This is a genomic window from Pseudomonas sp. O39, assembly GCF_045447295.1.
GTDB lineage: Bacteria > Pseudomonadota > Gammaproteobacteria > Pseudomonadales > Pseudomonadaceae > Aquipseudomonas > Aquipseudomonas antarctica_A.
In genome coordinates this window covers 32,066-58,478 of sequence record NZ_JBJGXV010000030.1, presented here as the reverse complement: position 1 = coordinate 58,478, position 26,413 = coordinate 32,066, and the positions used below count along the sequence as shown (strand labels likewise).

The following is a 26,413-nucleotide window of genomic DNA, read 5'->3' as shown; positions in this document are numbered from 1 at the left end:
TGTGCTCCTATAAATAGTGAATTTCGAGAGTGCCCGAGCCATCCAGCAGCACCTGATTGCTCAAATCCAGCGAGCCCAGAGGCGCAATGACCGCTTCCAGGCTCAGCGTGGTGTTGAGCGTTTGAATGGCACTGGGGCCGCTGGTGCTGCCGGACGTAGCGCCAAAACCCAGGTAGCGATTGGCGCCGACGGCAGCGACGCCCGTACTGGCGCCACTCCATGGCAGTGCGCCGGTGGCGGAGTCGGTTTGAAAAACCTGGGTGAAACTGTCGGCAGTGGTGCGCGCCGGGTCGAACAACAACCGATAGCGGCCGATCTTCTGCTGGCGAGCGTCCAGGCCCAGCCCATAAGTGCTTTCATCGGCGATGCCGGTGGCCGAACCCTCGCGGTTGTCCTGCATGCGCACCGCAAAAGCGGTCGGCGCATCGCAGGTCACACTGAGCGACAAGGCACGTGAGGCCAGGGCGGTTTCTTTGTCGAGATTCAGGTCGCTGACCGACAGCTTGCCCAGCGCCACATGGCCACCGTTGGACAGGGTGGGCGTACACGCCGCCGGCGCAAATCGCGCTTGCAGGCGCAGTTCCCGCGAGCGGCCCGCAGCGAGGGCGTCGAACAGCCCGGCGGTGTCCCACGTCACGGCATCGCGCACGCGCGCGGCGTCCTCGCGGGCCCAGGCGCTGGCGTCGATCTGCACCGACAAGTTGCGTCCGCTCACCGCGACACCCGCGCGCATCGGCACGATGCCGTGGTCCGGTTGCCAGGGCAGTTGGGCGCTGACGGTGGCGGGCGGCTGGCCCTGGCCTGCTATCAAACCAAGGTCCACCGCCTGGCCGTCCAGCACCGCTTCGCTGATGCGCAGGCCGTAGCTGCCGAGTTCGGTAAAACGAAAGCGCTCGAGCCCTGCGCCCAGCCCGCGATAAAACACGCTCATGTCGGTGGGCTGCGGGCAGTTCAGCGTCAGGCTGATACGCCGCTCCCCCAGCAAGCGTTCGGGCGCGGGGACCAACGCCACGGCGCGGTTCATCAGGCCAAAGTCCAACTGCGCCTGGCTCAGGTTGAGCTGGCATTCTTCGGCGCCCCACGCGCCGCTGCTCAGCAGCACAAAACCCAAGGGATACAACGTGTGTTTCAGGCCCATGGTGAAAGTCCTCATGGCTGGCGGCACCGGGCCGGTGCGGTTTCGAAATACACCTCGGGGTCAGCGTTTTTCGGCAGTTCAAAGTCCAGGCGGCAACGTGGCTGCCCCGGTGCCTTGACCCACAGCGGCCGTGGGTCGAGCACGTCGGGCAGGAACACTTGGCTGCCTTCCTGCACCAGCGTAATGAACTCGCCGTCGGCGCTGCTCACGGTCGCCCCGCGTGGCAACGGTTGGCCGTTATCGGTGGTCACGTTCAGCAGCGCACGACGGGTAAGGGCCACGCCGAAGTGCACCTTGTCGACCGCCCCGCGCCCGGCGGCGATCACCGCCAGGCCGTTGTGGATATCGGCGTTGCGCGGCAACGAACGCGTCTGCACCTCCACCGGGCTGCGACCGTAAGGGCTGACTTGCGGCACCACCGCCTGGCCTTGCCAGTCGGTCCATACCGGGCCGCTTGGGGTGGTGACTTTGATCCCGGCCATCTCGCCCACCGACATCACGGCAAACGTGTCGCGCACCGGATACGGCGAGAAGGTCACGCCGTCGCCATGTACCACCACCCCACCGCGAGCGCCTCCTTGATAACTGGCACGCTCGTCGTCGCTGCGGGTGTAGTTGAAATCCAGCTGGCTGTACCACGGCAGCGCCGACACACCGAACGACGACTCCACTTCACGGTCACGGCTGTCGCGTTCCACGCCTACCCGGTAGCTCAGTTGGTCGTTGATTTGCTCACTCACGCCTGCACCGAGGCGATGTTCACCGCCGGTGTTACGTGCCCAGGCACGACCGCGTCGGCTTTCACCCAGCGGCACACTGATGTTCAGGTAAAGGCTGTCGTCATTTTGCTGGCGACCGCCCACTTGCCATTCGGCACTGGCTGACACCGAGACACGGCCAAAGCTGGTGCCCCAGGACGCCAGCGCGCGGCTGCTGCTTTCACCGTTATACGAGGCCGTGCGCGAGACGCCGGCGCTGAACGCACCCAACGCCGGATGTGTCCAGGATGCGGTCAGGCTTTGCTGGTCGCGGTAGCGCGTACGTTGTTGGTCCTGGCTATTGCCGACGTAGGTTGAGTCCTCAAGGTCGCGGTAACCCTGGGAGCGCCACGACCCTGCGGTGCCAACCGACCAGCTGTCATTCAAACGCTGGGACCAGGACAGGTCGGTCTGCACCCCGCGCTCTGTGCCCTCGCGCTTGGGGCTGGCTTGTGCCGCCTGCGCCGAGAACTGCAATTGGCTGTCTTGCCAGGGCAACCACCCCAGGCTCGCACCCGCCGAGCGATAGGCATCCGCCACCAGCCCGCCGGCGCTGACGCTGAGTTGCGGCTGCAGCGGGCCGCTCCAACCCGCACTGATTACCCAGGGTTCGCGGCCGTCGCTGTCACCGATCTGGCGCACGCGCCCGGCGGCCACCGAATAGCCCGGCGCCGGCAAGCCCAGGCCGAGCATGGCAGCGGGCACGGTAAAGCGGCGCTCTTCGCCGGTGGTTTCCTTGACCGTGACTTCCACGTCGGAGCGGCTGTTCAAACGTCGTACATCGGTGAGGGCAAATGGCCCGGCCGGCACCACGGTGGAGTGGATCAACGCGCCGTTCTGACGGATCTCCACCTGGGCCGGGCTGTTGGCGATACCGGTGATGGTCGCGCCCTGGTTCTGGTCTTGCAGCGCGGTTTCGGTCAGCACTTGGGCGCCGGTGATCTGCGTACCGGCCAGTACCGGGTTGTAGAGGCTGATTTGCCCTGCCTGCAACACCGCCTGTTGCTCGGCAAACGTGCGCTGGGCGTAGGCGTCCAGGTGGGTGGTGCGCGAACTGCTGTCCTGCCAGGTCTTCACCTGCCGACTGCGCACGATCCAGTCGCCGGCGTTGAAGCCGACCTCGGTGTTGGCCGAACCGAAGCGGCTGCTGTTGTCGCCAAACTCGTTGTAGAGGCCGGTCAGGTCGTAATTGAGCAGGAAGGCGTTGCCGCCGGTCTGGTAGCCAGAGATGTCCTGCTGGGCGGGGCGCAGTGCATCGGTCGGCACCACCAGGGCCAGGCCCAGGCCTGCCGGGTCTTGCTCGATCACGGTTTGCGGGTAGCGTTCGATAAAACGCTGGCAGGTGGGCGCGCCATCGTCATCGGGCACGGTGAGGTTGCCCGCATCCAGCAGGGCACGGTTGAAGCAAAGGCCGCCCTGGCGGTCGAACTCCACATCCACTCGCCCACGGCGCTGGCCGTTGATACTCAGGTTGACGGCATGCCGTCCTGCTGCAAAACGCGGGGCTTGCAGCAACAGGTTGGCCAGCTCCGGGTCGATGCCGCGCCGGGACAGCGTCTGGGGGTCGAAGGAACCGGCGATCAGCATCTCATCCGCCAGCACCGCCTCGCACGGCAGTGCGCCACCCAGGGTCAGCGCCAGCCCCGTCAGTAGTTTGCGTGCGCGGTGGGGTGAAACGCCAGGCGCGGCGCTGCCGTCGCGATCAGTCATTGCTGTGCTCACAAGGTCGTACTCAAGTGTTGGTGGCTTTGGCAAGCCACTCTTTTTTATAGGGTGATCGGTGCTTCGTAAGGCGCCACGGCAAAGCCATACACGGTGGCCGGTTGCAGCTGCACGCGGTTGGCGTCGGTGCCCGTGCCGGTAACCGTCACGTTCAGGGTTTCACCCGGCAGCACATAGGTGCGCGGCAACAAGGCCGAACCGCTGCCGGGCAGCAGCCGCAGTTCCTGGGCCATGCGCACCACATAAGGGGTCGGGTTGTGCACGCTCAATTGGTGGCTGTTCAGGCGCCACTCCAATCCGGTCCAGGGTGTGCGGTTGGGTGCCAGGCCCTTGGGGTGCAGGATCACTGGCAGGTTCTGGCGCACCGTCACGCCCACCTGTGCGTGCCCGGCCTGGGCCGTCGAGCGGCCTTGGGGCATGCCTTCGAATATCGCCCGTTTCAAGCGTTGGGTGGTCAACGGCTCGGGCGATTGCAGGATGAAGCGGATGAGCTGGCTCTTGCCCGGTTCGACCCTGGCCAAAGGCGGGGTGACAAACAGCAGCGTCGCCGTGTCTTCGGGAATGTCTTCCAGCGTTACGTGCAGCAGGGCCAGCTTGTCGTCGGTGTTGGTCACGGTAACCGAGGCTTCGCCATCGGCCTCGTTGACGATGACCACCGAGGTGTCGGGCACCATGCCGTCGGCGAGTACCCACTCAGGGGCGCTGATCGCCAGCGCCAGCGCAGCGAAGTACAAACCTGCAAGGCGAGCGAAGGTGAAGGCTCGGGTGAAAAAGGGCAGGGCAGTCATGGTCACAAATACCTCAGGTCAAGCACGATGGAACCGTCCAGCGGCACTTCCTGATCGAGGGTCAAATAGGCGGCGGCATTGATGGACGTATTGATTTGCAGGGTGGCGTTCACCAGGCGATGGGGCTCCGGCACCAGCGTGCCTGGGCGGGCGAACCCCATATAGTTGTTCGGGAAGGCATTGGACTCGGGGAACCAGGTCTCGCCTTTGTTGCTGGAGGCCAGTACGAGTACGCGCTCGCCGTCACCCATGGCCTCGCGAAAGGCCAGGGCAATAGTGCCCAGCCGTTCGGTGGGCGCATGCATATTGGTGCCCAGGCCGTAATAAAATCCCGGCCCCAGGGAGGAGTCGGCGCGATTGTCCACGCCGACCAACACGAACAGCACGGCTTCGTTGCAGCTCACATTCAGGTCCAGTTCTTGAGTGGGCAGGACGCTGAACTCGTACTGGTTTAGGCTGCGCGCCGGCACCCTGCCGTGGTCGACGACACCGTCGGACGACAAGGTCGTGTTGCAGGCACTGGGGGTAATCAGGCCGCTGACGTTCAGCTCGGTGCTGGACGATGCCAATACCAGCGAGCTGGCGCCGAGCAGGTAAAACAGGGCAAGAAGGCGTGAAGAGAAGTGCTTCATGGGGGAGGTTCACCGGTTGCCTGGTTCAGTGTTGAGTACTTGACAAGGGCAGGCGTGAAGGCCTGCCGTTGTGCGATCTGGAGGCCGTTACAAGTAGCGCACGGTGATAGTCACCGAGCCGTCGATGGCGACTTCGTTGGTGAGGGTCAGGCCGCTAGAGGGGGCAATTCTCGACTGCACGACCAACTCTGCGGTGAGGTTCTGTACCGGGATGGGAGCCGAACTGCCGGTGAGCGCGACTGAGTTAATGACGTCGCGGCCCATGTTTTCCCAGCCGATCCAGTTGTTACCCTCGTCTTGGGAACCGATGACGTCGACCGATACACCGTCGGCCAGCGCCGACACCAGCCATAGCTCCATGGCTCCGAGCTTTTCGGTACCGTTGATCAGGCCCAGGCCGAAAAACATCTTGTCGTTCGTGTAGTCCGAACCTTCGCGGTTGTCCTTGGCCTCCAGGGCTATCTGAGTGGTGGCGTCACAGGTGACGACGAGTTGCACGGATTGGCGGGGCAGATAGAACGGCGTGTCGATGTTCAGGTCCTGGGCCGAAATCTTGCCGTAGTCCACGGCCCCGCCGTTGGACAGCGCCGGGGTGCAGGCACTTGGGGTAATCAGGCCCTTGACCGTCAGGTCGACACTGGATGCGGCCAATGCGTTGGCACTGCCGAGCAGCAACAGGGCGGTAATTGCGGATTTGAATGCGGTGTTCATGGTGTGGGTTCCTGAGTAGGGAGACGAGAAAAAGGGCTTACCAATACTTGAGTTGCATCACGGCCAGGCCGTCGATGGGCACCTCGTCGAGCAAGGTCAGGCCGGATGCGGGCGCGATCGTGGTGAACGCCCGCAGCCGTGCGCTCAGGGTTTGCAGGGCCATCGGTGCGTAGGGGCCGCTCGCGGGGGCGAACGAGCTCAAGGCGGTGTGGCCCAGGTACGAAGAGGGGTACCAGCTCGCGCCGCCGTCCCGCGACAAAATGGCCTGCACCGGCACGCTGTCGGCCACCGGGTCGAACAGCCCGAACGCCACATTGCCGAGTTTCTGGTCATCGTTGACCATGCCCAGCCCTTGGTGCGCGGGGTTGAGCGCTGCGCTGCCGGCGCGGCTGTCCACGGTGGTCAGGGTAAAAAATGTCGGCCCTTCGCACTGCACCTGCAGGCTCATTTCCGCGACTGGCAGGCTGGTGGGCGTGTCCGCGTTCAGGTCCCTGGCCGTCAGCTTGCCGTGGTCGACGATGCCGCCGTCGGACAAGGTCGGCGTGCAGGACGCGGGGGTGATGATCCCGCTGACGCTCAAGTCCGTATTACTGGCGGCCAATACCGGGCCGGCGCCGATAATCAGCAGTGTCGCGGCGAGAGTAGAGAGGGGTCGAACCATAGCTTCACATCCTGTGGGTTAGAGGGGGTTTACCCGTCGTTCAAGTACGCGCCGGCCTGTTGAGTCACGCCGTGGTGGCACCCGCTTAAGGTGTCGACGCAGGCAAGGCGGCTTTCATATGTTTCAGGACTGCTCGCGGGCGGCGAACCGTCCCTGGCAAGAGTGGGCAGTAATCTAGCGACGGGCTGGCGCCGGTGACATGCAACTATTACGACAATGGTGTCGGGGAGGGAAAAAGGACTGATTTATGTCAGATAAATGAACAGACAAATGTAGGTAAACAGTCAGTTTCGTAGTTGTTGTATCGCCAAGCACACATTTGAAGAGATAGGTTCTCTTTGCGATGGCGGTCATTTGTGCGTCAGAAGGGCGCTGCAAAAGTGCTCTGCCTTTGATTGTCGCGTCAGCGCTCCTCACCCCGTCCCATGCGATGTTCCTGGATCACGGGCGCTGCACCACCGACAACCACAACGAGGTGAGCGAGAGTGCTTTCGAGCGATGTCTCTTCGCAGCACGTTCCTTTGCATTTGTGCCCCCCGGATCACTGGAAACACATGGCGGTACTGGTGGCGGAAGATCACCCGGCCTATCGGGCGCTGTTGGGCTGGTTTCTGGAAAAGCTCGGGCTGGGCCACGAGGTGGTCGGGGATGGCTGTGAAGGTTTGGCCGCCATCACGCGCACACGCTTTGACCTGGTGATTACCGACTGCCATATGCCGCTCATGGACGGCTATGCCCTGGCCCGCGCGATACGCCTTCATGAGCAGGCGAACGGCCACCGACGGGTTCCGATCATCGCGCTTACCGCCAGCCTGCGGCTCGATGATCCCCGGCGTTGCCGCGATGCCGGAATGGACGCCTGGCTGCTCAAACCTCTGACATTTGCACACCTGTACGAGGTGCTTGGGTGTTGGCTGCCCGGGCCGCCTTGCAACATGTCGCCGCCCGAGCCCGGCAGCTCAAGGGGCTGGCCAACTCGAGCGGACATGATCCAGACCTTCGGCAGCGAACACGTGGTGAACCTGATGCTCGGCAGCCTGCTGCGCGAAGCTCGCAAGGACTGTGCGGCCCTGGCCCAAGCGCGCATTGCATCTGACACCCAGGTCGCGGCTGAGCGGCTGCACCGTCTGTTGGGAAGCTTGGCGTTTTTAGGCTGCGACGATCTGGAGGCGCGGGGGGGTGTGCTGATTGAGCGGGTCCGCACACAGGGCGTGGGGGCGAACCTGTCCAGGCTGGAGGCGTTTGAACATGACCTCAAACGTTACTTCGCTTATGTGAGCACGCTATGACGCTTCACTGGGTGGGCTGCGCTGTAGGAATTAATACCGTTGAACTGTAGTTTTTGGATGTGGGTAGTTTCCTTTTATTTTGTAAGTTTAAAGTCGTCCGCTATCTGGCATTGGGCGCGGCTGAAAAGTGCCTCCGCCGGGCGGTTGTTGATGAGCGCCGGTGGGGGTATTTTGCGCGAATTCAATTTGCCATCATCCGTGGGTAGCTATGCTTCGTGTAATTATTGCTGACGATCATCCCCTCGTGCGTATCGGGCAAAGGGTGGTGATTGAGGCGGGCGGTAAATGCAAAGTGGTCGGTGAGGCCGGCGGTCCCGATGAGCTGCTCAGCTTGTTGGCTGAGATCCCTTGCGACGTACTCGTGACTGACTTCGCCATGCCCGGCGGTCAGCAGCCCGACGGTTACTCGTTGCTGAGCCTGTTGCATCGCCAGTACCCGGAGTTGCCGGTGATTCTGGTTACGATGTTTGCCAATATCGCCACCTTGCGCGCTTCTTTTGCTCATGGCGCCCGAGCCATCGTGGCTAAAAAAGCCTCGGCCAAGGAGTTACCCCTCGCCATCAAGGCGGTGTGTGCGGGCCAGTCCTTTGCCAGTGAGTGCCTGCGCGAGCAACTGGTGGAAGCGGGTGCAGGCGATCAGTCGCAACAGCCGCAGTTGTCCGGTAAGGAGCGCGAGGTGGTGCGCATGCTGGCCAGCGGCATGACCGTCAGCCAGATCGCGGCACGGGTCAATCGCAGTATTTCCACAATCAGCAAGCAGAAAAGCACGGCCATGCAACGGCTGTGCATCTCGACGGATGTGGACTTGTTCGCGTATGCGCGTGCGGCGGGGATGGTGCCGTAGAAAGTTGCAGTTTTATGACGACTCATCACGTAAAAGCGCAGCGAACAGGATTCGTATTACTTGTATGTAGTTTGAACTAACAATTCTTTAACTTGTCACGGTCGCCCTGCCATGAGTGTGGTGGGGGGTATAACATTCCTGGTTTATTAGTTGAGTCGAACTTACAGGTTGGCGGCGTGCCTCTGTGCGTGTGTTTAACCTGCTAATAATCGACCGAAAGTGAGCATTACTATGCAACCCTCTCGTGTACTTATAACGGCTGCGCTTTTGTTGGCGGGTGTTTCCAATGTGATGGCCGCGTCCAGTGTGGACCTCGGTGTAGTGGGAGTGATAACGCCGTCGGCGTGTACGCCAACCTTGTCCAATAATGGGGTGGTGGACCATGGGAAAGTCTCGGTTCTGGACTTTCCCGAGTCGGGCAACAAGGCGTTGCCAAAGGTGACGCTGCAGTTGGTGGTGACCTGTGATGCGCCGATATTGATGGCCGTCAAACCTACGGATAACCGCGCCGGTACAGCACCTTATAGTTGGCCGGAATATTTTGGTTTGGGCCTGGCAAGCGGCGGTGAAAAGATCGGTTGGTACCAACTGGTAACATACAATGCTAGCGCTGACGACACACCGGGTGCCTTTATCGACTCCGATGATGGTAAGTACTGGTGGGGGGCCGATAATACGTATTGGGCGGCAGGCATGATGCGCACAGTCAAAGGTGCGGGCTGGGCTCCCTTGCCGTTGACCACCTTCAAGGCAGATCTGGAGGTGCAGACCACCCTCGTGGACAAGAACAATCTGCCAATTTCCGAAGAAATCCAAATAGACGGTAGCGCCACGCTGGACGTCGTCTACCTCTAACCCCGCCGGTATCCAATTAGTTGCGTCGAACTGACAGGCCGGCAGCGCGCTCCTGTGCGCCTGTTTAACCTGTAAATAATCGACCGAAAGTGAGCATGACTATGCAACCCTCTCGTGTACTTATAACTGCTGCGTTGTTATTGGCGGGTATTTCCAATGTGGTGGCCGCGTCCAGCGTGGACCTCGGTGTTGTCGGGGTGATAACACCGTCGGCGTGTACGCCAACCTTGTCCAATAACGGTGTGGTGGATCACGGCAAAATCTCCGTTCAGGACTTTCCAGATTCAGGTAACAAGCAACTGCCAACGGTCACGCTGCAGTTGGTGGTGACCTGCAATGCGCCGATGTTGATGGCTGTCAAGCCTACGGATAACCGTGCCGGCTCAGTGCATGTGAATCCTTATGGGGACTTTTTTGGTTTGGGCCAGGCGAGCGGTAATAAAAATATCGGTTGGTACCACCTGCTAGTGGCCAATGCTACCGCTGACGATACGCCTGCTGCCTTGATCGACTTCGTTCAAGGCCAGTGGATGGATGCAGAGAATACGTGGTGGGGGGTAGGTGTGATGCGTACGGTCAAAGGCGCGAGCTGGGCGCCGTTGCCGTTGACGACCTTCAAGGCAGATGTGTCTGTAGAGACAACCCTCTTGGACAAAAACACTCTGCCAATTAGCGAAGAAATCCAGATAGACGGCAGCGCCACGCTGGACGTCGTCTACCTCTAACCCCGCCGGCATCCATTTAGTTGCGTCGAACTGACAGGCCGGCAGCGCGCTTCTGCGCGTCTGTTTTGCCAGTTAATTATCGACCGAAAGTGAGCATGACTATGCAACCCTCTCGTGTACTTATAACGGCTGCTTTTTTGCTGGCAGGTATTTCCAATGTGATGGCCGCGTCCAGCGTGGACCTCGGTGTTGTCGGGGTGATAACGCCGTCGGCGTGTACGCCAACCTTGTCCAATAACGGTATGGTGGATCACGGCAAAATCTCGGCTCAGGACTTTCCTGATGCGGGTAACAAGCACCTGCCAAAGGTGACGCTGCAGTTGGTGGTTAGCTGTAAGGCGGCGATGTTGATGGCTGTCAAACCGACGGATAACCGGGCGGGTTCTACCTTTTATGATTATCCGGAATATTTTGGTTTGGGCCTGGCGAGTGGCGGTGAAAAGATCGGTTGGTACATGCTGGTAACGCGCAATGCTATCGCTGACGATATAACGCGCTCCGTTATCGAATCCGATGATGGTGAGTCCTGGAGGTTTGCGGATAATACGTACTGGGGAGTGGGCCGGATGCGCACTGCCCAGGGCACGGGTTGGAACCCCATGCCGTTGACGACCCTCAAGGTCGATCTGGAGGTTTACACCACCCTCATGGACAAGAACACTCTGCCGATTACCGAAGAAATCCAGATAGACGGCAGCGCCACAATCGACGTCGTCTACCTCTAACCCCACCGGGCATCACTCATTCCCAAGGCGAATAGCCATGGCTTTCCACCGCCGCGCGGACTATCGTTCAGCACCCCTGACCACCGTGCGAAACCTGCCCATGAGTGATGCCCACAACGCCCTGATCACCGAGTTCTACAGTGCCTTCCAATGCCTGGACGCCGACGCCATGGCCGCCTGTTACACCGACGACGTGGTGTTCAGCGACCCGGCCTTCGGCGAGCTGCGTGGCCGTGATGCCGGGGACATGTGGCGCATGCTCACTACGCGGGCCAAGGACTTTTCCCTGACGTTCGACCATGTACGCAGTGACGAAACCACCGGCAGCGCGCATTGGGTGGCGACGTACCTGTTCAGCGCCACCGGCAATACGGTGGTCAACGATATCGGCGCACGGTTTGTGTTCCGTGATGGCAAGATCTGCGAGCACCATGACCATTTCGATCTGTGGCGTTGGTCGCGCCAGGCGTTGGGCCTCAAGGGGCTGTTGCTGGGCTGGTCGCCTGCGCTGAAAAACGCCGTGCGTGCCCAGGCGCTTAAAGGCTTGAAGGCATTCCAGGCTGGTCGTTGATAAGATTGGCGCTCTTCTGGTTTGCCGAATAGACCCGTGACTGATCTTCCTGAACCCAAACCCTGGTTCGTCTACCTGGTGCGCGCCGCCAACGGCTCGCTGTATTGCGGCATCAGCAACGACCCGGTGCGCCGTTTTGCTTCTCATCAGAGCGGCAAGGGCGCGCGGTTCTTTTTGTCCAGCCCGGCGGTTGCGCTGGTGTACACCGAGCAATGTGCGAGCAAGGGCGAGGCGTTGCGCCAGGAACGGCTGATCAAAAAATTGAAGAAAAGCGCCAAGGAGTGCCTGGCGGCGAGCGGCTCATTGATTTGACTGATGGGTTCCCATCGCCCCCGCGCGTGTTTTTGCAGGCTAAGCTAGTGGCTCACTTATTGGGCGGAGCCTGGCATGTCTGAGTTGATCCTTCACCACTACCCGCAATCACCTTTCGCTGAAAAAGCCCGGCTGATGCTTGGGTTAAAGGGCTTGTCCTGGCACTCCGTACGCATCTCGCCAGTGATGCCAAAACCCGACTTGACGGCCCTGACCGGCGGCTATCGCAAGACGCCCGTGCTGCAAGTCGGCGCCGATATCTACTGTGACACTGCCTTGATCGCCCGCCGCCTGGAACAGGAAAAAGCCGCCCCGGCGCTGTTTCCCCAAGGCCTGGAACTGGTCACCCAAGGGTTTGCCGCCTGGGCGGACTCCGTGGTGTTTTCCCATGCCGTGGCGCTGGTGTTCCAGCCGGAATCCCTGGCCGTGAAATTTGCCAACGTGCCCGCGCAAATGCTCCAGGTGCTGGTGGCCGACCGCAGCAAGTTGTTCAGCGGCGGCACCGCAGCCCGCTTGCAGTTGGACCAGACCAGGCATCAATGGCCGGCGATCATCAGCCGCATCGATCAGCAATTGCAGCACCAGGCTGGGGATTTCCTGTTCGGTGAACCGTCGATTGCCGACTTTGCCCTGGCCCATCCGCTGTGGTTCCTCAAAGGCTCTTCGGTGACGGCGCCGTTGGTGGATGCGTATCCGGCCGTTGCCGCCTGGCTGGACCGGGTGCTGGGCTTTGGCCATGGCACCGCCAGTGAGATGACTGCCGAACACGCGCTGGAAGTGGCGCGCAACGCCACGCCTGCCGTCTTGCCTGACGAACGGTTCGAGGACTTGAACGGCTTCAAGCCCGGGCAACAGGTGACTATTTCGGCCACCGACTACGGCACCGACCCGGTGGCCGGAGAGCTGCTGTTTGCCGGGCGTGAAGAGCTGATCCTGCGTCGTACCGACGAGCGCGCGGGCACCGTGCACGTGCATTTCCCGCGCCTGGGTTTTCGCATTCAAGCGCAATAAGTAAAAATATTTGCAAACAAAGGTGAGGTAAATCCACCGCTCAACCGTGTAGTGCTTGAAACTGCGATTAATTCGCATTAACAGCGTTTTCTACACGGGTTCTCACAGCATGAAGTCGACGGCGGGCGGTTGGGTAAAACAGTGGCTGGGAGCCTCGGTATTGACGGTGTCGGGGCTGGCGTTGCTGCCCCTGGCCGTGGCGCAGGCGCAGGAACAGCAAAGCGCCCAGTTCAACTTTGCGCTGGCAGCCAAACCGCTGCCCCAGGCCCTGAGCGAGTTCAGCCGGGTGACCGGCATCAGCGTGATCTACACCGACGAAGCGCCCTACGGCCTCAGCGCCCCGGCGGTCAGCGGGCAGATGAGCGCGACCCAGGCCCTGCAACGCCTGCTCGGTCATTCAGGCTTTACCTTCCGCCAGATCGACGCCCGCACGCTGGTCCTCGAGCCCGCGCCCACTGACGGCGCGGTTAACCTCGGCGCCACCACCATCAGCGGCGCCAGCCCGGCCCAGGACAGCACCAGCTACCAGCCACCGCCCACCAGCTCAGTGATGCGTTCCCATGGCCTGCTGTTGGAAACCCCGCAAACCGTCAACGTGGTGCCTGCCCAAGTGCTGCGCGACCAGACCCCGCGCAACCTCGATGACGCCCTCGCCAATATCAGCGGCATCACCCAGGCCAACACCTTGGCCAGCACCCAGGACGCGGTGATGCTGCGCGGTTTCGGCGACAACCGTAACGGCTCAATCATGCAGGACGGCATGCCGGTGGTGCAGGGCCGTGCGTTGAACGCCACCGCCGAGCGTGTTGAAGTGCTCAAGGGCCCGTCATCGCTGCTGTACGGCATCCAGGACCCGGGCGGCGTGGTGAATATCGTCAGCAAAAAGCCCGAGTTGGTGCAATCCACCTCCCTGACCGCGCGTGGCTCGACGTTCGGCAACGGCAAAAACGGCAGCGGCGGCAGCCTCGACACCACCGGGCCCATCGGTGACAGCGGCCTGGCCTATCGCTTGATCGTCGACCATGAAGACGAAGATTACTGGCGCAATTTCGGTACCCACCGCGAGACGTTGGTGGCGCCGTCCCTGGCCTGGTACGGCGACACAACGAAGGTGGTCTTCGCCTATGAACACCGCGAATTCCTCTCGCCGTTCGACCGTGGCACCGCCATCGACCCCAAGACCAACCATCCGCTGAACATCCCCACGACGCGTCGCCTGGACGAGCCGTTCAACAATATGGAAGGCCGCTCCGACCTGTACCGCCTGGAAGTCGACCACGATTTGAACGACGACTGGAAAGCGCACTTCGGCTACAGCTGGAACCGCGAAACCTACGACGCCAGCCAAGTGCGCATTGTGTCGGTCAACCCTAACGGCACGCTGACCCGCAGCATGGACGGCACGCGGGGCGCGTTGACCACCGATCGTTTCGCCACGATGAGCCTGGAAGGCAAGGTGAACGTCGGTGGAATGCAGCATGACCTGGTGTTCGGCCTGGACGATGAGTACCGCAAGATCTATCGCGCCGACCTGATTCGCCAGGCGCAACGCAGCGCCTTCAACTACCTCAATCCGGTCTACGGCAAAGATGTGGAAGGCACCACCGTCAGCGCCAAGGACAGCGCCCAGACTGACCTGCTGCGCAGCGACTCGCTGTTCTTCCAGGACGCTATTCACCTGACCGACCAATGGATTCTGGTAGGCGGTGTGCGCTATCAGATGTACGACCAGTACGCCGGCAAGGGCGTGCCGTTTACGGCCAATACCAACGGCAATGGCCAGGCCTGGGTGCCGCGTGCCGGCCTGGTGTACCGTTACACGGATGAGTTGTCGTTCTATGGCAGCTACACCGAGTCGTTCAAACCCAACTCCACCATCGCCGCCTTGGCCGATGGCAGCACCTTGACCGGCGACCTCACGCCTGAGGAGTCCAAGTCCTGGGAGCTGGGGGCCAAGCTCGACATCCCTGGGCGTATTACCGCCAGCGCGGCGTTGTTCAATATCGACAAACGCAACGTGCTGGTGTCGGTGGGTTCCGGCGCGAACACGGTCTACAGCATTGCCGGCCAAGTGCGATCGCGTGGCCTGGAGTTGGACGCCAGCGGCCAGTTGACCGACCAGTGGAGCGTGATCGGCAGCTATGCCTACACCGACGCCTTGGACACCAAGGACAAAGACCCGACCCTTGAGGGCAACCGCCTGCAAAACGTGGCCAAGCACACAGGCTCACTCTCGGCGGTCTACGACTTCGGCAATATTTTCGGTGGCGATCAACTGCGGGTGGGCGCAGGTGCGCGTTATGTCGGTGAGCGCGCTGGCGATGCCGCCAACGATTTCAACCTGCCTGGCTACACCGTCGCGGATGCGTTTGCCACCTACGACACCAAAATCGAAGGGCAGAAGGTCAAGTTCCAGCTCAATGTGAAGAACCTGTTCGACCGCACGTACTACGCATCGGCCGCGAGCCGGGTGTTTGTCTCGCTTGGCGATGCGCGGCAGGTGTCGGTGTCCAGTACCCTCCAGTTTTAATCGGTCAAGCGGGCTTCACAGAGTGAGCGGGGCGGTTGTGGCGAGCGGGCTTGCCCCAATGCCGTTCAGTCAAGCGAACGCAATGCTAAAAGCAGCGAAGATCAAATGTGGGAGCGGGCTTGCCCGCGAAGATGTCGGCCCAGCAAACATTGATGTTGACTGCCCCACCGCTTTCGCGGGCAAGTCGAATCGTCGCACCGCCGCTCCCACAGGGGATCTGCGCTTAACTGAACGGCATTAGGGCTTGCCCCGCGTTGGGCTGCGTAGCAGCGCCAAAACCAAGCGCTGCGGTGGGCCTGGAAACCGTGGAGGTCTTACAAGGGGCCGCTTTGCGCCCCAACGCGAGGCAAGCCCGCTCGCCACAAAGTTAAGGAGCTGGTAGCGTTGCCGCCACTGAAGACTTTGCGGGAAAACGGTACTGATGCAGTTGGGCAGATGGATACACACCAGCGCGATGCTGGTCGGCTTGAGTATTTTGCTGGGCGGCTGTGCGAGTGTCTCGCCGACGTCCACCCCGGCGACCCTGAATCAACTGCTGGCCGACCCGGCGCTGCACGGCGCCACGGTTTCGCTGATGGTGCGTGACGCCCGCAGCGGCACCACGCTCTACGAGCACAACCCACGCACACGGCTGGTGCCGGCCTCCAACCTCAAGCTGTTGACCACCGCTGCTGCCATGGACGTGCTGGGGCCGCAATACCGCTTCGCGACGCAACTGCTGAGCAATGGCATACGCCAGGGCGATCGCCTGACCGGCAACTTGTACCTGCGTGGCCTGGGCGACCCGACCATTCAGTTCGCCGACTACCAGGCTCTTGCGGCGCAATTGGCCAGCCAGGGCGTGCGCCAGGTGCAGGGCGACCTGGTGTTCGACGACACCTGGTTTGACGCCGAGCGGCTGGGTGTCGATTGGTCCCACGATGACGAAACCACCTACTACGGCGCGCAGATTTCGGCGCTGACCGTGTCACCTAACGCAGATTTTGATGCGGGCAGCGTACTGGTCACGGCCAAAGCGCCAGCGCGTGTGGGCCAGCCGGTGAATGTCGATATCTTCCCGCCGACCGACTACCTGCAACTGAGCAACCGCGCCGTCAGCGGGCCAGGCAACACCTATGGCATCAACCGCCGCCATGGCACCAATCTGCTGCAGCTCAGTGGCGCCGTAGCACCGGGGCGGCAAAGCGAACAATTGGTCAGTGTGTGGGAGCCGACGCAACTGGTGGCCAATCTGTTTGAACAGGCGTTGGCGCAGCAGGGCATTACGGTGCTGGGGCGTCGAGTGATGGGCGGCGCCAGCCCGGCCACGGCGACGGTGTTGGCCGAGCACCAGTCGGCGCCGTTGCAGGAACTGATCACGCCGCTGCTCAAACTCTCGAACAACAACATGTCCGAAGCCCTGCTCAAGGCCATGGGCCGCAAGACGGCCAATAGCGGCACGGCGGCGGCGGGTGTGGTGGCGGTGGCCGGGTTTCTCAAGCACCAGGGGCTGGACACGGCAACGCTGAGTCAGGTCGACGGTTCCGGCCTGTCACGGCGTAACCTGGTGTCGTCGCAAAATCTCACCGACCTGCTGCTGGCTGCGAGCAAACAGCCGTGGTTCAGCGCCTGGTACAACGCGCTGCCGATTGCCGGCAACACCGACCGCATGACCGGTGGCAGCCTGAGTTATCGCTTGCGCGGCACAACGGCTGAAAACAACCTGCACGCCAAGACCGGCTCCATGGGCGGCGTGTCGTCATTGAGCGGTTACATCACCGATGCTCACGGGCGCCAGTTGGTGTTCTCGATGCTGACCAATAACTACGTGGTGGCCGGCGCGCAGGTGAAGGGCCTGGAGAACCGCGTGGCGGTGGCCCTGTCACGTTGGGACGATTGATTCAGGGCTGATAGCCCATCCGCCAACTCACGGCCCGGGTCGCGGCCAGCAAGCGCTGCGCCGCCGGGCCATCTTCATCGGCGTGGAACAGCGAGGTGGGGCCGACCACGGTCATCACCGCCGCCACGTGCCCGATTGCGTTGAACACCGGCGCCGACAATGCATCGACGCCGGGCATCAGCAAGCCATGCACAAAGTGCAGGCCACGGCTGCGGATCTGTTCACACGCGCTGGCGTAGGCCTGATCATCCGCCAGGGCATGGGCGATACCGGCCTGGATCTCACGCTCGCGCAATTCGACGGTCTCCCGCGAGGGTAAATAAGCGCTGAACACCAACCCGGTGGACGAGCTGAGCAGCGGCAAGACCGAACCCAACTGCGTCACCACCGTGATAGCGCGCACCGCCGGCTCGATGTGCACCACGGTCGCGCCCTGGTTGCCCCACACCGCCAAAAAGCAGGTCTCATTCAGTTCATCGCGCAGCTCCGCCAGGGGCAGGGCGCCGACTTTCAACACATCCATGCTGCCCAGCGCCGCCAGGCCCACGCGCAAGGCTTCACGGCCCAGGCCATAGTGGTTGGTGGCGGTGTTCTGTTCGGCAAACCCCGAGGCGATCAGTGCCTGCAAATAGCGATGGACCTTGCTCGCCGGCATCTGCACGTGTTCGGCCAGGCGCGACAGCGAGGTGGCCGGGGACAGTTCGGCGAGGGCCTTGAGGATATCGGTGCCCACTTCGGCCGAGCGGACTTTCTGTTTACCGGTGTCGCGGGGCTTTTCCATGGGGGAGCGAGAATCCGAGAGATGAATGGGCGTCTTTATAGCTTGACGGTCGATAGTGATCAAATTACGTTATGCGTAACTGGATTACGATAAAAACAACTTCCGTACTGAGGATGATCCATGAACCTCGAATACCTGTCGGGCTTCGGCAATGAATTCGCCAGCGAAGCCCTGCCCGGCGCGCTGCCCGTCGGCCAGAATTCCCCGCAAAAAGCGCCCTATGGCCTGTACACCGAACTGTTTTCCGGTACCGCCTTCACCATGGTGCGCAGCGAAGCCCGGCGCACGTGGCTGTACCGCATTCAGCCATCGGCCAATCACCCGGCTTTCGTGAAGCTCGAACGGCAACTGGCTGGTGGGCCGTTGGGCGCCGTGACGCCGAATCGCCTGCGTTGGAACCCGTTGGATATGCCCGCCGAGCCGACGGACTTTATCGACGGGCTCGTAGGCATGGTGGCCAACTCAGGGTCTGAAAGCCCCTCAGGCATCAGCATCTACAACTACCGCGCCAACCGTTCCATGGAACGAGTGTTCTTCAACGCCGACGGCGAACTGTTGATCGTCCCCGAGCAGGGCCGGCTGCGCATCGCCACCGAGTTGGGCGTACTGGACCTTGAGCCGCTGGAAATCGTCGTGCTGCCGCGCGGCCTTAAATTCCGTGTCGAACTGCTGGACGCCCAAGCGCGCGGCTACGTCGCCGAAAACCACGGCGCGTCGCTGCGCCTGCCGGACCTGGGGCCTATCGGCAGCAACGGCCTGGCCAACCCGCGTGATTTCCTGACGCCGGTCGCGCACTACGAAGACCTCAAAAAACCGACCACGCTGGTACAGAAGTTCCTCGGCGAGTTGTGGGCCTGTGAGCTGGACCATTCGCCCCTGAACGTGGTCGCCTGGCACGGCAATAACGTGCCGTACAAATACGACCTGCGCCGCTTCAATACCATTGGCACCGTCAGTTTCGATCACCCGGACCCGTCGATCTTCACCGTGTTGACCTCGCCCACCAGCGTACATGGCCTGGCCAACCTCGACTTCGTGATTTTCCCGCCGCGCTGGATGGTGGCCGAGAACACCTTCCGGCCGCCGTGGTTCCACCGCAACCTGATGAACGAATACATGGGCCTGATCCAGGGCGCCTACGACGCCAAGGCCGAAGGCTTCCTGCCCGGTGGTGCGTCGCTGCACAGCTGCATGAGCGCCCATGGCCCGGACGGCGAGACGTGCACCAAGGCCATCAATGTGGAGCTGGCGCCGCACAAGATTGATAACACCATGGCCTTCATGTTCGAGACCAGCCAAGTGCTGCGCCCCACACAGTTCGCCCTGGAATGCCCGCAACTGCAAAACACTTACGACGCGTGCTGGGCCTCGCTGCCCGCCACCTTCAACCCGAACCGGAGATAACCCATGACTCAACTAACGCTAACCCGCAGCTGGGTGGACTCCGCCAACGGTCACCGTGATTTCCCGTTGCAGAACCTGCCGTTGGGCGTGTTCAGCATCAACGGCTCGGCACCGCGCAGCGGCGTGGCAATTGGCGACGCGATCCTCGACCTGCATGCCGCGCTGGACGAATTTGACGGTGAAGCCCGTCGCGCAGTTGAAGCGACGGTAGGTGGCCAGTTGAACGCCTTTTTCGAGCTGGGCCGTGGCCCGCGCGTGGCCTTGCGCGAGCGGCTGCTGGAGCTGCTCGCCGAAGGCAGCAAGCTGCAAACCCGTGAAGCGCAGGTGCTGCACCGCGCCGCCGATTGCCAGATGCACCTGCCGGCGAAAATCAGCGATTACACCGACTTTTATGTCGGCATTGAACACGCGCAAAACGTCGGCAAACTGTTCCGTCCCGACAACCCATTGCTGCCGAACTACAAGTACGTGCCGATCGGTTATCACGGCCGCGCCTCGACCATTCGCCCGTCGGGCACGGATGTACGCCGGCCTAAAGGCCAGACGCTGCCCGCCGGCCAGACCGAGCCAACCTTCGGCCCCTGCGCACGCCTGGATTACGAATTGGAGCTGGGCATCTGGATCGGCCAGGGCAATGCCATGGGCGACTCGATTGCGATTGGTGACGCCGCCGAGCATATCGCCGGTTTCTGCCTGCTCAACGACTGGTCGGCGCGGGATATCCAGGCTTGGGAATACCAGCCACTGGGCCCGTTCCTGTCCAAAAGCTTTATCACCAGCATCTCGCCGTGGGTGGTGACGGCCGAAGCGCTGGCGCCGTTCCGCAAAGCCCAACCGGCACGCCCCGAAGGCGATCCGCAACCGCTGCCGTACCTGCTGGACACGCGTGACCAGGCCGCGGGCGGCTTTGACATCGAACTGGAAGTGCTGCTGACCACCGCCTCGATGCGCGAGCAAAACCTGCCGGCCCATCGCCTGACGTTGAGTAACACCCAGCACATGTACTGGACCGTGGCACAAATGGTTGCACACCACAGCGTCAACGGCTGCCAGTTGCAGGCCGGTGACCTGTTTGGTTCGGGCACCTTGTCCGGCCCGCAACCGGGGCAATTCGGCAGTCTGCTGGAAATCACCGAAGGCGGCAAAAAGCCGATTGAACTGGCCTCCGGCGAGGTGCGCAAGTTCCTCGAAGACGGCGACGAGATCATCCTGCGCGCCCGGTGCAGCCGCGAAGGGTTTGCCTCCATCGGCTTCGGCGAGTGCCGTGGCACTGTGGTCGCGGCGCGCTAAGAGGGCAGGGCGATGGAACTCTATACCTACTACCGTTCTACGTCGTCGTACCGGGTGCGTATCGCGCTGGCGCTCAAGGGGTTGGACTTCAGCGCCGTGCCGGTCAACCTGCTGGTGCCGCCCGGCGGGGCCAATCGCCAACCGGCGTACCTGGCGATCAACCCGCAAGGCCGGGTGCCGGCGCTGCGTACCGACGAGGGCGAGTTGTTGATTCAGTCGCCAGCGATCATCGAGTACCTGGACGAACGTTATCCACAGGCGCCGCTGCTTTCCAAAGACCTCGCAACCCGTGCCCATGAGCGCGCGGTGGCGTCGATCATCGGCTGCGATATTCACCCGTTGCACAACTCCAGCACCCAGAACCTGCTGCGCCAGTGGGGGCATGACGAGGCGCAATTGCTGGAGTGGATCGGGCATTGGATCAGCCAGGGCCTGGGTGCAGTCGAGCAATTGATTGGCGATAAAGGCTTTTGCTTTGGCGAGCAGCCGGGGATGGCGGATGCGTTTCTGATTCCGCAGCTGTATGCGGCCGAACGCTTCAAGGTGCCGTTGGCGGCGTACCCGCGCATTGGGCGCGTGGCGGCGTTGGCGGCGCAGCATCCGGCGTTTGTGCAGGCGCATCCGGCTAATCAACCGGATACCCCAGAAGCACCCTGAATCAATGTAGGAGCTTGCTCGCGAATGCGTCGGATCAGTCGAAACATTTGTCGCTGACACATCGCTTTCGCGAGCAAGCCCGCTCCCACATTTTGATCGGCGACATCCTCATAAAAATAACAGGTACCTTGCGATGCACAATCAGATTGCCAGCTTTCGCGCGGCACTCGACGCCCGTCCGGTGTCGCGCTATCAGTGGTTGATTCTCCTGTTGCTGGCGTTGCTGCTGGTAACCGATGGCTACGACGCGCAGGTGCTGGGCTATGTGGTTCCGGCATTGGCGAAGGATTGGGGCCTGGAAAAAGCGGCATTCGGCCCGGTATTCAGTGCCAACCTGCTGGGCCTGACGCTGGGCTCGTTGCTGGTCACGCCACTGGCTGACCGCTTTGGCGTGCGGCGCATCCTGCTCGGCTGCGTACTGATCTACGCCAGCCTCACGGTGTTGATGGTGTTTGCCAATTCGCTGACCACGCTGATGGCCGCACGGTTTATCTGCGGTATTGGCATGGGCGGCGCAATGCCGAGTGCCATGGCGTTGATGTCGGACTATTCGCCGCCCCGGATGCGCACCTTGATGGTGACCCTGGCCGCGTGCGGTTTCTCGTTCGGCGGCGCGGCGGGTGGTTTCGTGGCCGCAGGGTTTATCGATGGCTTCGGTTGGCAGGCGGTATTCCTCGCCGGCGGCGTGACGCCGTTGCTGCTGTTTCCTTTTCTGATCTGGCTGTTGCCGGAATCCCTGCCGCGCCTGCTGCGGGATGCGCCGCCGTATGCGCGCTTGCGCAAAGTCACTGGTCGCATGCTGCCCGACTGGCAACCGCCGTTGGCGAGCGAAGCCGAAAACCTTCAGGAGCGGGGCAGCAAACTCACGGTGGTCGAGCTGTTCCGAAATGGTTACGCGCGCCCGACCGTGTTGATCTGGGCGACCTTTTTCGTCAGCCTGATCCTGCTGTATTTCATGATCAGTTGGCTGCCGTCGTTGTTGCTGGAAAGTGGCCTGGCGCTGAACGAAGCCAACCTGGTGACCTCGATGTTCCTGTTCGCCGGCACGTTGGGCGCCATCGGCATGGCCTGGTTCGCCGACCGCCTGAAAAGCAAGGTACGGCTGCTGTCCGGCGTGTTGGCAGCGGCGGCGGTATGCACCATTTTGCTGGGCCTGAACCACGATAATCCGCGCTATCTGGTGGCCTGTGTATTCGCCGCCGGATTTTGCATCATCGGTGGGCAACTGACCCTCAATGCCTTCGCCAGTAACTTCTACCCGGCGCATGTGCGCGCCACCGGCACTGGCTGGGCGTTGGGCGTGGGGAGATTCGGGTCAATCCTGGGGCCGCTCTTTGGCAGCATGTTGCTGGCGATGCATATTCCGGTGGAGCAGATTTTCTTCTTCTGTGCGATTCCGGCGGTGATTGCGGCGCTGTTGATCATCCAGGTGCGCTCGCCTGTACCGACTGCGCCGAAGAGCCCGCTGTATAGCGATATTCTCAAGGCGCCGGCCAATCACTGATTTCTGACTGACGCGGTTTACGTGGCAAGCCGGCTGGCCACACAGCACGTATTTCAGTGCACCACTGAGTTGGGCGGCAGGTGCCCCAGCCGCTCCGTCAGGCGCAGGCGCTGGATCGGGTCCTCGCTGAGCAACAAGGCGTGCTCGAGGTCAAAACGTTCGGCGCTCGGGCAATCCAGGCGCTGGTACAAACTGGCCCGCGCCAGGTAGTCGGCGGCGCTGGCGTTGCCCAGTTCCAGCACGCGTTCGGCGTCGACCAGCGCGGCCAGCGGGTTGTCGTTGGAGAGGTGCAGTTGGCGCAGGTTGCGTGACAACCGTTGCAGGATCGAGCGCGGGTCGGCGGTCAGCAGGTGGTCGGCGTGTAACTTGAGATTCGGCCCGTACTGGCGATGCAGCAATTCTCGGCAGTCATTGGGGTACAGGCGCCGCCCGCCGCAGGGGTCCAGCAGGTGATCGGCGCCGGGCACCCGCAGCAGGAAATGGCCCGGGAAGTTCACGCCCACCATGGGGATATCCAGGCGCCGCGCCAACTCAAGCGCGATCAGGCCCATGGCCAGGGGTTGCCCGCGTTTGCGTTGCAATACCTTGTCGAGCAAGGCCGCCGCCGGGCGCAGCGGGGTGAAGTCATCCTGGGCGAACCCCAAGTCATTCATGCGCCGCAGCAGCGGCTGGCCGAGTTCATCCGCCGGCAACATGGGCATGCCAACGCTGACCTGTTGCTGCAGCACAATGAGCTCTTGCAGGATCAGCAAGGGCTGCACGGCGGGGTCGTGTTCGGCAGCAATCCACAGCGCAGCTTCAAACAGCGCAGGGGGTGAACGGTCCAGGCAGGCGAAAAAGGCTTTGCGGGGATTCATTGCGTTCTCCGGCGGATGCCCCCGTTTTAGCCTTGCTGTGAATTTTCGTCCAGTGACTTAAGCAATAACCGACGTGCTTATGTCGCAGACCCCACGAAATCCGGCGGCTTATTCCAGCGCACTTCGGCAGTTTTCTACCGCAAGCCTATACTTGGGCCTCTACCAGAAGTGATTCGGGAGCTCGACGATGTTTGCGCTTATGCACAGCACCCGCCTTGAGTCGCTGCACCTGAGCGTCGACGCGGTCACCGGGCTGAAGGCGGTCATCGCCATTCATAACAGCCGCTTGGGGCCTGCCTTGGGCGGTTGCCGTTATCTCGCTTACCCCGACGATGAAAGTGCCGTGGCCGATGCCGCGCGCCTGGCCCAAGGCATGAGCTACAAAGCCGCCCTGGCCGGCCTGCAGGTGGGCGGCGGGACGGCGGTGATCATCCGTCCCGTGCACGTGGAAAGTCGCGCCGCCTTGTTTGAAGCGTTTGGCCGTTGCATTGAAAAACTCGATGGCCGCTTCGTTACCTCGATCGACAGCGGCACTTCAGTGGCCGACATGGACTGCATCGCCCAGCACACGCGCTTCGTCACCAGCACCACCGCCGCCGGCGACCCCGCGCCCCATGCTGCCATGGGCGTGTTCACCGGCATCCGTGCCGCCGCCATGGCCCGCCTGGGCAGTGACAACCTCGAAGGCTTGCGCGTTGCGGTGCAGGGCCTGGGCAATGTGGGTTACGCCCTCGCCGAACAACTGCATGCCGCGGGCGCTGAATTGCTGGTAAGCGACATCGACCACGGCAAGGTACAGCTCGCCATGGAGCAACTCGGCGCACACCCTATCGCCAACGACGCCTTGCTCAGCACGCCTTGCGACATTCTCGCGCCTTGTGGCCTCGGTGCGGTGTTCAATCGGCACAGCGTCGGCCAACTGCGTTGCGCCGCCGTAGCCGGTTCTGCCAGCGCGCAACTGACCACCCTGGACATCGCCGACCAGTTGGAAGGGCGCGGCATCCTCTACGCCCCGGATTACGTGATCAACTCAGGCGGCCTGATCTACGTCGCCCTCAAACACGCCGGCGCCGAGCTGGCGGACATCACCGCGCACCTGTCGAACATCGGTACGCGCCTCACCGAAATCTTTGCCCACGCCCAGGCCGAAAAACGCTCCCCCGCACGGGTGGCGGATGAGCTGGCCGAGCGCCTGCTGTACAAATAGGCCAGGCATTAAAAAGGCCCTGAATCATTGATTCAGGGCCTGTTCAATTCGGGCTTTATTCCGCCGTTGGGTTCAGCAACTCGGACAAAGCGTCCGGTTGGCTCTTGAACGCCTTGGCAAATACATCGCGGTTCTTCGCCATGTAGATCCCGGCTTCTTCCACCTGCTGCTCGCTCAGGGACGGCACGGCTTTTTGCAACACTTCTGCCAGCAACTCAGCGAGTTCAAGCATTTTGTCATGACGGTCAGCTTCGGCTTTATCCATGAACAAACGCTCCAGATCTCGGCTGCTGCGGTATACCACTTCGACGGCCATTTACCACCTCACATGCCTTCACGATAGTTGTCTTTTTCGACTACTGTATTTATATACAGCTAAAAGAGTAAGCCAAACCCTGGGGTTTGGGTAGCAGTTTTTTAATGTAGCTGGGAAATAGGGGTTTGCTACAACGGAAGTTTCTGACAACACGCTGAGGTTGCCGAGTAATCCTACGGTGGCTTACCTTCTCCGGGCCTTGCACCGCGGGGCCGAGCTTGGCGGCTCGAACATGAAAAGGAGAACTTTCTTGATTAGTACCGGAGCCGCACCATGGAAAACAATACTCACCGTTCCGCCGATGCTTTGAATTCCGAGCCGCCCGTCACGCTATTTGGCGTCACTCCTACAGTGGACACAGAAACCCTTCTGGCAAACGCCAGCGAAACCCTAAGCAGCGCCCGTGAATTGGCCAATACGCTGGCATTCGACCTTGAAGGCCCGCAGCGAAGCCTGGTCTTGGCGATTCACCAACTGGTGGAAATGAGCGGCTTATTGGTCGACCGAGCCCTGGAGCACGTCGCACCGGCCTGAGATTTAGACCCGGTCGTTCCCGCGTGAGTGGGAACGATCCAAAAAGTCGGTGCGTAATCTTGGATTTTTTCTGTTACTCACTTCATCGCTTCGAACACGACAGTAAAAACGTCAACGACTAGACTTCCTCTTCATCGACAACGGAGGCATTTATGGACACTTCCTTTTCCTCAGGCATCCCAACAGATACCGAAGCGCAGGCCGACAGCTACGACCGCTGGTTTCGCGCCAAAGTGCAAGCTGCTCTCGATGACCCAAGCCCAGGTATTCCTCATGATGAGGTGATGGCCGAGATGCGTGAGCTAATCGAATCCAAACGCAAGAAAGGCGATGCTGGTTGAGTGGGCCCCCGCAGCGCGGGCACAACTCCGGCAAATTACTGATTACATCAGCGACCGCAATCCAGTGGCAGCGCTTGAGCTGAACCAGGCAATAGAAGCCTGTGTGCTGGCGCTATCTCGTAGACCCCACCTTTACCGCCCTGGACGTGTCGTCGGCACGCGAGAAATGGTGGTGCATCCGAATTATCTGGTCGTCTATCAGGTGACCGACAGCATTCGGGTTCTCTCGGTTTTACACGCACGCCAGCGATATCCTTCATAGATCCGCTTCTCGGATGAGTAAAGTATCTACTCTGCTCATCTTCGTAAGTGTCTCATGTCACCCCGCCATCATCTTATACGTGCCTCTGGCCTTTTTTCTGCATGCAAAA

At 61.6% G+C, this 26,413-nt stretch carries 27 protein-coding genes; 18 read left to right on the top strand and 9 right to left on the bottom strand.

The window, feature by feature from the left end:
- Positions 1-7 precede the first annotated feature (7 nt).
- The 6 genes from ACI77D_RS26740 to ACI77D_RS26715 all read right to left on the bottom strand — a co-directional run bounded on the left by ACI77D_RS26740 (position 8) and on the right by ACI77D_RS26715 (position 6,410).
- Positions 8-1,138 carry a DUF1120 domain-containing protein gene (locus ACI77D_RS26740; protein WP_407017813.1) on the bottom strand — a complete coding sequence of 377 codons (1,131 nt, stop codon included), beginning with the start codon at positions 1,136-1,138 and terminating at the stop codon, positions 8-10.
- A gap of 11 nt (positions 1,139-1,149) precedes the next feature.
- Positions 1,150-3,606, bottom strand: a complete 2,457-nt coding sequence (locus tag ACI77D_RS26735) for a fimbria/pilus outer membrane usher protein (RefSeq protein WP_407017812.1) — start codon at positions 3,604-3,606, stop codon at positions 1,150-1,152.
- Between the two features lie 56 nt (positions 3,607-3,662).
- Positions 3,663-4,406: a fimbria/pilus chaperone family protein gene (locus ACI77D_RS26730; RefSeq protein WP_082895826.1), complete on the bottom strand. Its 744-nt coding sequence runs from the start codon at positions 4,404-4,406 to the stop codon at positions 3,663-3,665.
- A 2-nt stretch (positions 4,407-4,408) separates the two neighbouring features.
- Positions 4,409-5,038 carry a DUF1120 domain-containing protein gene (locus ACI77D_RS26725; RefSeq protein ID WP_407017811.1) on the bottom strand — a complete coding sequence of 210 codons (630 nt, stop codon included), beginning with the start codon at positions 5,036-5,038 and terminating at the stop codon, positions 4,409-4,411.
- An 87-nt stretch (positions 5,039-5,125) separates the two neighbouring features.
- Positions 5,126-5,749, bottom strand: coding sequence for a DUF1120 domain-containing protein (locus ACI77D_RS26720; protein WP_407017810.1), 624 nt, complete (start codon positions 5,747-5,749; stop codon positions 5,126-5,128).
- A 37-nt stretch (positions 5,750-5,786) separates the two neighbouring features.
- Entirely contained in the window at positions 5,787-6,410 is a 624-nt protein-coding gene (locus ACI77D_RS26715) for a DUF1120 domain-containing protein (protein ID WP_407017809.1), read from the bottom strand.
- 554 nt (positions 6,411-6,964) lie between these two features.
- On the opposite strand from ACI77D_RS26715, the gene ACI77D_RS26710 reads away from it, so the two are divergent.
- The 10 genes from ACI77D_RS26710 (at position 6,965) to dacB (ending at position 17,151) form a co-directional block, all read left to right on the top strand.
- Complete coding sequence (locus ACI77D_RS26710) at positions 6,965-7,699, top strand: response regulator (RefSeq protein ID WP_262667073.1); 735 nt, start codon at positions 6,965-6,967, stop codon at positions 7,697-7,699.
- 208 nt (positions 7,700-7,907) lie between these two features.
- The gene (locus ACI77D_RS26705; RefSeq protein WP_064450822.1) at positions 7,908-8,543 is read left to right on the top strand and encodes a response regulator transcription factor; all 636 of its coding nucleotides are present in this window, start codon (positions 7,908-7,910) and stop codon (positions 8,541-8,543) included.
- A gap of 231 nt (positions 8,544-8,774) precedes the next feature.
- Entirely contained in the window at positions 8,775-9,398 is a 624-nt protein-coding gene (locus ACI77D_RS26700; RefSeq protein WP_407017808.1) for a DUF1120 domain-containing protein, read from the top strand.
- Between the two features lie 95 nt (positions 9,399-9,493).
- Positions 9,494-10,123: a DUF1120 domain-containing protein gene (locus tag ACI77D_RS26695; RefSeq protein WP_237140889.1), complete on the top strand. Its 630-nt coding sequence runs from the start codon at positions 9,494-9,496 to the stop codon at positions 10,121-10,123.
- A gap of 95 nt (positions 10,124-10,218) precedes the next feature.
- Positions 10,219-10,848 (top strand): DUF1120 domain-containing protein, encoded by a 630-nt coding sequence (locus ACI77D_RS26690; protein WP_407017807.1) that lies wholly within the window; start codon positions 10,219-10,221, stop codon positions 10,846-10,848.
- A 100-nt stretch (positions 10,849-10,948) separates the two neighbouring features.
- On the top strand, positions 10,949-11,419 hold the full coding sequence (locus tag ACI77D_RS26685) for a nuclear transport factor 2 family protein (RefSeq protein ID WP_407017818.1): 471 nt from the start codon (positions 10,949-10,951) through the stop codon (positions 11,417-11,419).
- 36 nt (positions 11,420-11,455) lie between these two features.
- The gene (locus ACI77D_RS26680; RefSeq protein ID WP_025855645.1) at positions 11,456-11,731 is read left to right on the top strand and encodes a GIY-YIG nuclease family protein; all 276 of its coding nucleotides are present in this window, start codon (positions 11,456-11,458) and stop codon (positions 11,729-11,731) included.
- Positions 11,732-11,806: 75 nt separating this feature from the next.
- Entirely contained in the window at positions 11,807-12,742 is a 936-nt protein-coding gene (locus ACI77D_RS26675; RefSeq protein WP_407017806.1) for a glutathione S-transferase family protein, read from the top strand.
- 109 nt (positions 12,743-12,851) lie between these two features.
- On the top strand, positions 12,852-15,272 hold the full coding sequence (locus ACI77D_RS26670; protein ID WP_407017805.1) for a TonB-dependent siderophore receptor: 2,421 nt from the start codon (positions 12,852-12,854) through the stop codon (positions 15,270-15,272).
- A 421-nt stretch (positions 15,273-15,693) separates the two neighbouring features.
- Positions 15,694-17,151 (top strand): D-alanyl-D-alanine carboxypeptidase/D-alanyl-D-alanine-endopeptidase, encoded by a 1,458-nt coding sequence (gene dacB / locus ACI77D_RS26665; RefSeq protein ID WP_407017804.1) that lies wholly within the window; start codon positions 15,694-15,696, stop codon positions 17,149-17,151.
- A 1-nt stretch (position 17,152) separates the two neighbouring features.
- Here the strand turns inward: dacB and ACI77D_RS26660 are convergent, their stop codons facing one another.
- Positions 17,153-17,932 carry an IclR family transcriptional regulator gene (locus ACI77D_RS26660; protein WP_064450829.1) on the bottom strand — a complete coding sequence of 260 codons (780 nt, stop codon included), beginning with the start codon at positions 17,930-17,932 and terminating at the stop codon, positions 17,153-17,155.
- Positions 17,933-18,052: 120 nt separating this feature from the next.
- Here ACI77D_RS26660 and hmgA point away from each other — a divergent pair, with 120 nt between their 5' ends.
- The 4 genes from hmgA to ACI77D_RS26640 all read left to right on the top strand — a co-directional run bounded on the left by hmgA (position 18,053) and on the right by ACI77D_RS26640 (position 22,787).
- The gene (gene hmgA / locus ACI77D_RS26655) at positions 18,053-19,336 is read left to right on the top strand and encodes a homogentisate 1,2-dioxygenase (protein ID WP_407017803.1); all 1,284 of its coding nucleotides are present in this window, start codon (positions 18,053-18,055) and stop codon (positions 19,334-19,336) included.
- Between the two features lie 3 nt (positions 19,337-19,339).
- A complete protein-coding gene (fahA, locus tag ACI77D_RS26650; protein WP_221294003.1) occupies positions 19,340-20,626 on the top strand; it encodes a fumarylacetoacetase in 1,287 nt (428 codons plus the stop codon).
- A 12-nt stretch (positions 20,627-20,638) separates the two neighbouring features.
- Positions 20,639-21,283, top strand: a complete 645-nt coding sequence (gene maiA, locus ACI77D_RS26645) for a maleylacetoacetate isomerase (protein WP_221294004.1) — start codon at positions 20,639-20,641, stop codon at positions 21,281-21,283.
- 133 nt (positions 21,284-21,416) lie between these two features.
- Positions 21,417-22,787, top strand: a complete 1,371-nt coding sequence (locus ACI77D_RS26640) for an aromatic acid/H+ symport family MFS transporter (protein WP_064450833.1) — start codon at positions 21,417-21,419, stop codon at positions 22,785-22,787.
- 53 nt (positions 22,788-22,840) lie between these two features.
- On the opposite strand, the gene ACI77D_RS26635 is transcribed toward ACI77D_RS26640, so the two are convergent.
- Positions 22,841-23,644 carry a SirB1 family protein gene (locus tag ACI77D_RS26635; RefSeq protein ID WP_221294005.1) on the bottom strand — a complete coding sequence of 268 codons (804 nt, stop codon included), beginning with the start codon at positions 23,642-23,644 and terminating at the stop codon, positions 22,841-22,843.
- Positions 23,645-23,831: 187 nt separating this feature from the next.
- On the opposite strand from ACI77D_RS26635, the gene ACI77D_RS26630 reads away from it, so the two are divergent.
- A complete protein-coding gene (locus tag ACI77D_RS26630) occupies positions 23,832-24,851 on the top strand; it encodes a Glu/Leu/Phe/Val dehydrogenase dimerization domain-containing protein (protein WP_064450835.1) in 1,020 nt (339 codons plus the stop codon).
- A gap of 55 nt (positions 24,852-24,906) precedes the next feature.
- On the opposite strand, the gene ACI77D_RS26625 is transcribed toward ACI77D_RS26630, so the two are convergent.
- Positions 24,907-25,167, bottom strand: a complete 261-nt coding sequence (locus ACI77D_RS26625) for a YebG family protein (protein WP_016974596.1) — start codon at positions 25,165-25,167, stop codon at positions 24,907-24,909.
- A gap of 273 nt (positions 25,168-25,440) precedes the next feature.
- On the opposite strand from ACI77D_RS26625, the gene ACI77D_RS26620 reads away from it, so the two are divergent.
- From ACI77D_RS26620 to ACI77D_RS26610, 3 genes are all read left to right on the top strand, one after another.
- Positions 25,441-25,701 (top strand): DUF6124 family protein, encoded by a 261-nt coding sequence (locus ACI77D_RS26620; RefSeq protein WP_407017802.1) that lies wholly within the window; start codon positions 25,441-25,443, stop codon positions 25,699-25,701.
- A gap of 152 nt (positions 25,702-25,853) precedes the next feature.
- A complete protein-coding gene (locus ACI77D_RS26615; RefSeq protein ID WP_064450837.1) occupies positions 25,854-26,042 on the top strand; it encodes a hypothetical protein in 189 nt (62 codons plus the stop codon).
- The gene (locus ACI77D_RS26610) at positions 26,032-26,304 is read left to right on the top strand and encodes a type II toxin-antitoxin system RelE/ParE family toxin (RefSeq protein WP_082895828.1); all 273 of its coding nucleotides are present in this window, start codon (positions 26,032-26,034) and stop codon (positions 26,302-26,304) included. The genes ACI77D_RS26615 and ACI77D_RS26610 overlap by 11 nt, the downstream gene beginning before the upstream one ends.
- Positions 26,305-26,413 lie beyond the last annotated feature (109 nt).

Coding starts and splice junctions, on each gene's coding strand:
- ACI77D_RS26740 (WP_407017813.1), bottom strand. CDS start 1,138: ATGGGCCTGAAACACACGTTGTATCCCTTGGGTTTTGTGCTGCTGAGC.
- ACI77D_RS26735 (WP_407017812.1), bottom strand. CDS start 3,606: ATGACTGATCGCGACGGCAGCGCCGCGCCTGGCGTTTCACCCCACCGC.
- ACI77D_RS26730 (WP_082895826.1), bottom strand. CDS start 4,406: ATGACTGCCCTGCCCTTTTTCACCCGAGCCTTCACCTTCGCTCGCCTT.
- ACI77D_RS26725 (WP_407017811.1), bottom strand. CDS start 5,038: ATGAAGCACTTCTCTTCACGCCTTCTTGCCCTGTTTTACCTGCTCGGC.
- ACI77D_RS26720 (WP_407017810.1), bottom strand. CDS start 5,749: ATGAACACCGCATTCAAATCCGCAATTACCGCCCTGTTGCTGCTCGGC.
- ACI77D_RS26715 (WP_407017809.1), bottom strand. CDS start 6,410: ATGGTTCGACCCCTCTCTACTCTCGCCGCGACACTGCTGATTATCGGC.
- ACI77D_RS26710 (WP_262667073.1), top strand. CDS start 6,965: ATGGCGGTACTGGTGGCGGAAGATCACCCGGCCTATCGGGCGCTGTTG.
- ACI77D_RS26705 (WP_064450822.1), top strand. CDS start 7,908: ATGCTTCGTGTAATTATTGCTGACGATCATCCCCTCGTGCGTATCGGG.
- ACI77D_RS26700 (WP_407017808.1), top strand. CDS start 8,775: ATGCAACCCTCTCGTGTACTTATAACGGCTGCGCTTTTGTTGGCGGGT.
- ACI77D_RS26695 (WP_237140889.1), top strand. CDS start 9,494: ATGACTATGCAACCCTCTCGTGTACTTATAACTGCTGCGTTGTTATTG.
- ACI77D_RS26690 (WP_407017807.1), top strand. CDS start 10,219: ATGACTATGCAACCCTCTCGTGTACTTATAACGGCTGCTTTTTTGCTG.
- ACI77D_RS26685 (WP_407017818.1), top strand. CDS start 10,949: ATGAGTGATGCCCACAACGCCCTGATCACCGAGTTCTACAGTGCCTTC.
- ACI77D_RS26675 (WP_407017806.1), top strand. CDS start 11,807: ATGTCTGAGTTGATCCTTCACCACTACCCGCAATCACCTTTCGCTGAA.
- ACI77D_RS26670 (WP_407017805.1), top strand. CDS start 12,852: ATGAAGTCGACGGCGGGCGGTTGGGTAAAACAGTGGCTGGGAGCCTCG.
- dacB (WP_407017804.1), top strand. CDS start 15,694: ATGCAGTTGGGCAGATGGATACACACCAGCGCGATGCTGGTCGGCTTG.
- ACI77D_RS26660 (WP_064450829.1), bottom strand. CDS start 17,932: ATGGAAAAGCCCCGCGACACCGGTAAACAGAAAGTCCGCTCGGCCGAA.
- hmgA (WP_407017803.1), top strand. CDS start 18,053: ATGAACCTCGAATACCTGTCGGGCTTCGGCAATGAATTCGCCAGCGAA.
- fahA (WP_221294003.1), top strand. CDS start 19,340: ATGACTCAACTAACGCTAACCCGCAGCTGGGTGGACTCCGCCAACGGT.
- maiA (WP_221294004.1), top strand. CDS start 20,639: ATGGAACTCTATACCTACTACCGTTCTACGTCGTCGTACCGGGTGCGT.
- ACI77D_RS26640 (WP_064450833.1), top strand. CDS start 21,417: ATGCACAATCAGATTGCCAGCTTTCGCGCGGCACTCGACGCCCGTCCG.
- ACI77D_RS26635 (WP_221294005.1), bottom strand. CDS start 23,644: ATGAATCCCCGCAAAGCCTTTTTCGCCTGCCTGGACCGTTCACCCCCT.
- ACI77D_RS26630 (WP_064450835.1), top strand. CDS start 23,832: ATGTTTGCGCTTATGCACAGCACCCGCCTTGAGTCGCTGCACCTGAGC.
- ACI77D_RS26625 (WP_016974596.1), bottom strand. CDS start 25,167: ATGGCCGTCGAAGTGGTATACCGCAGCAGCCGAGATCTGGAGCGTTTG.
- ACI77D_RS26620 (WP_407017802.1), top strand. CDS start 25,441: ATGGAAAACAATACTCACCGTTCCGCCGATGCTTTGAATTCCGAGCCG.
- ACI77D_RS26615 (WP_064450837.1), top strand. CDS start 25,854: ATGGACACTTCCTTTTCCTCAGGCATCCCAACAGATACCGAAGCGCAG.
- ACI77D_RS26610 (WP_082895828.1), top strand. CDS start 26,032: ATGCTGGTTGAGTGGGCCCCCGCAGCGCGGGCACAACTCCGGCAAATT.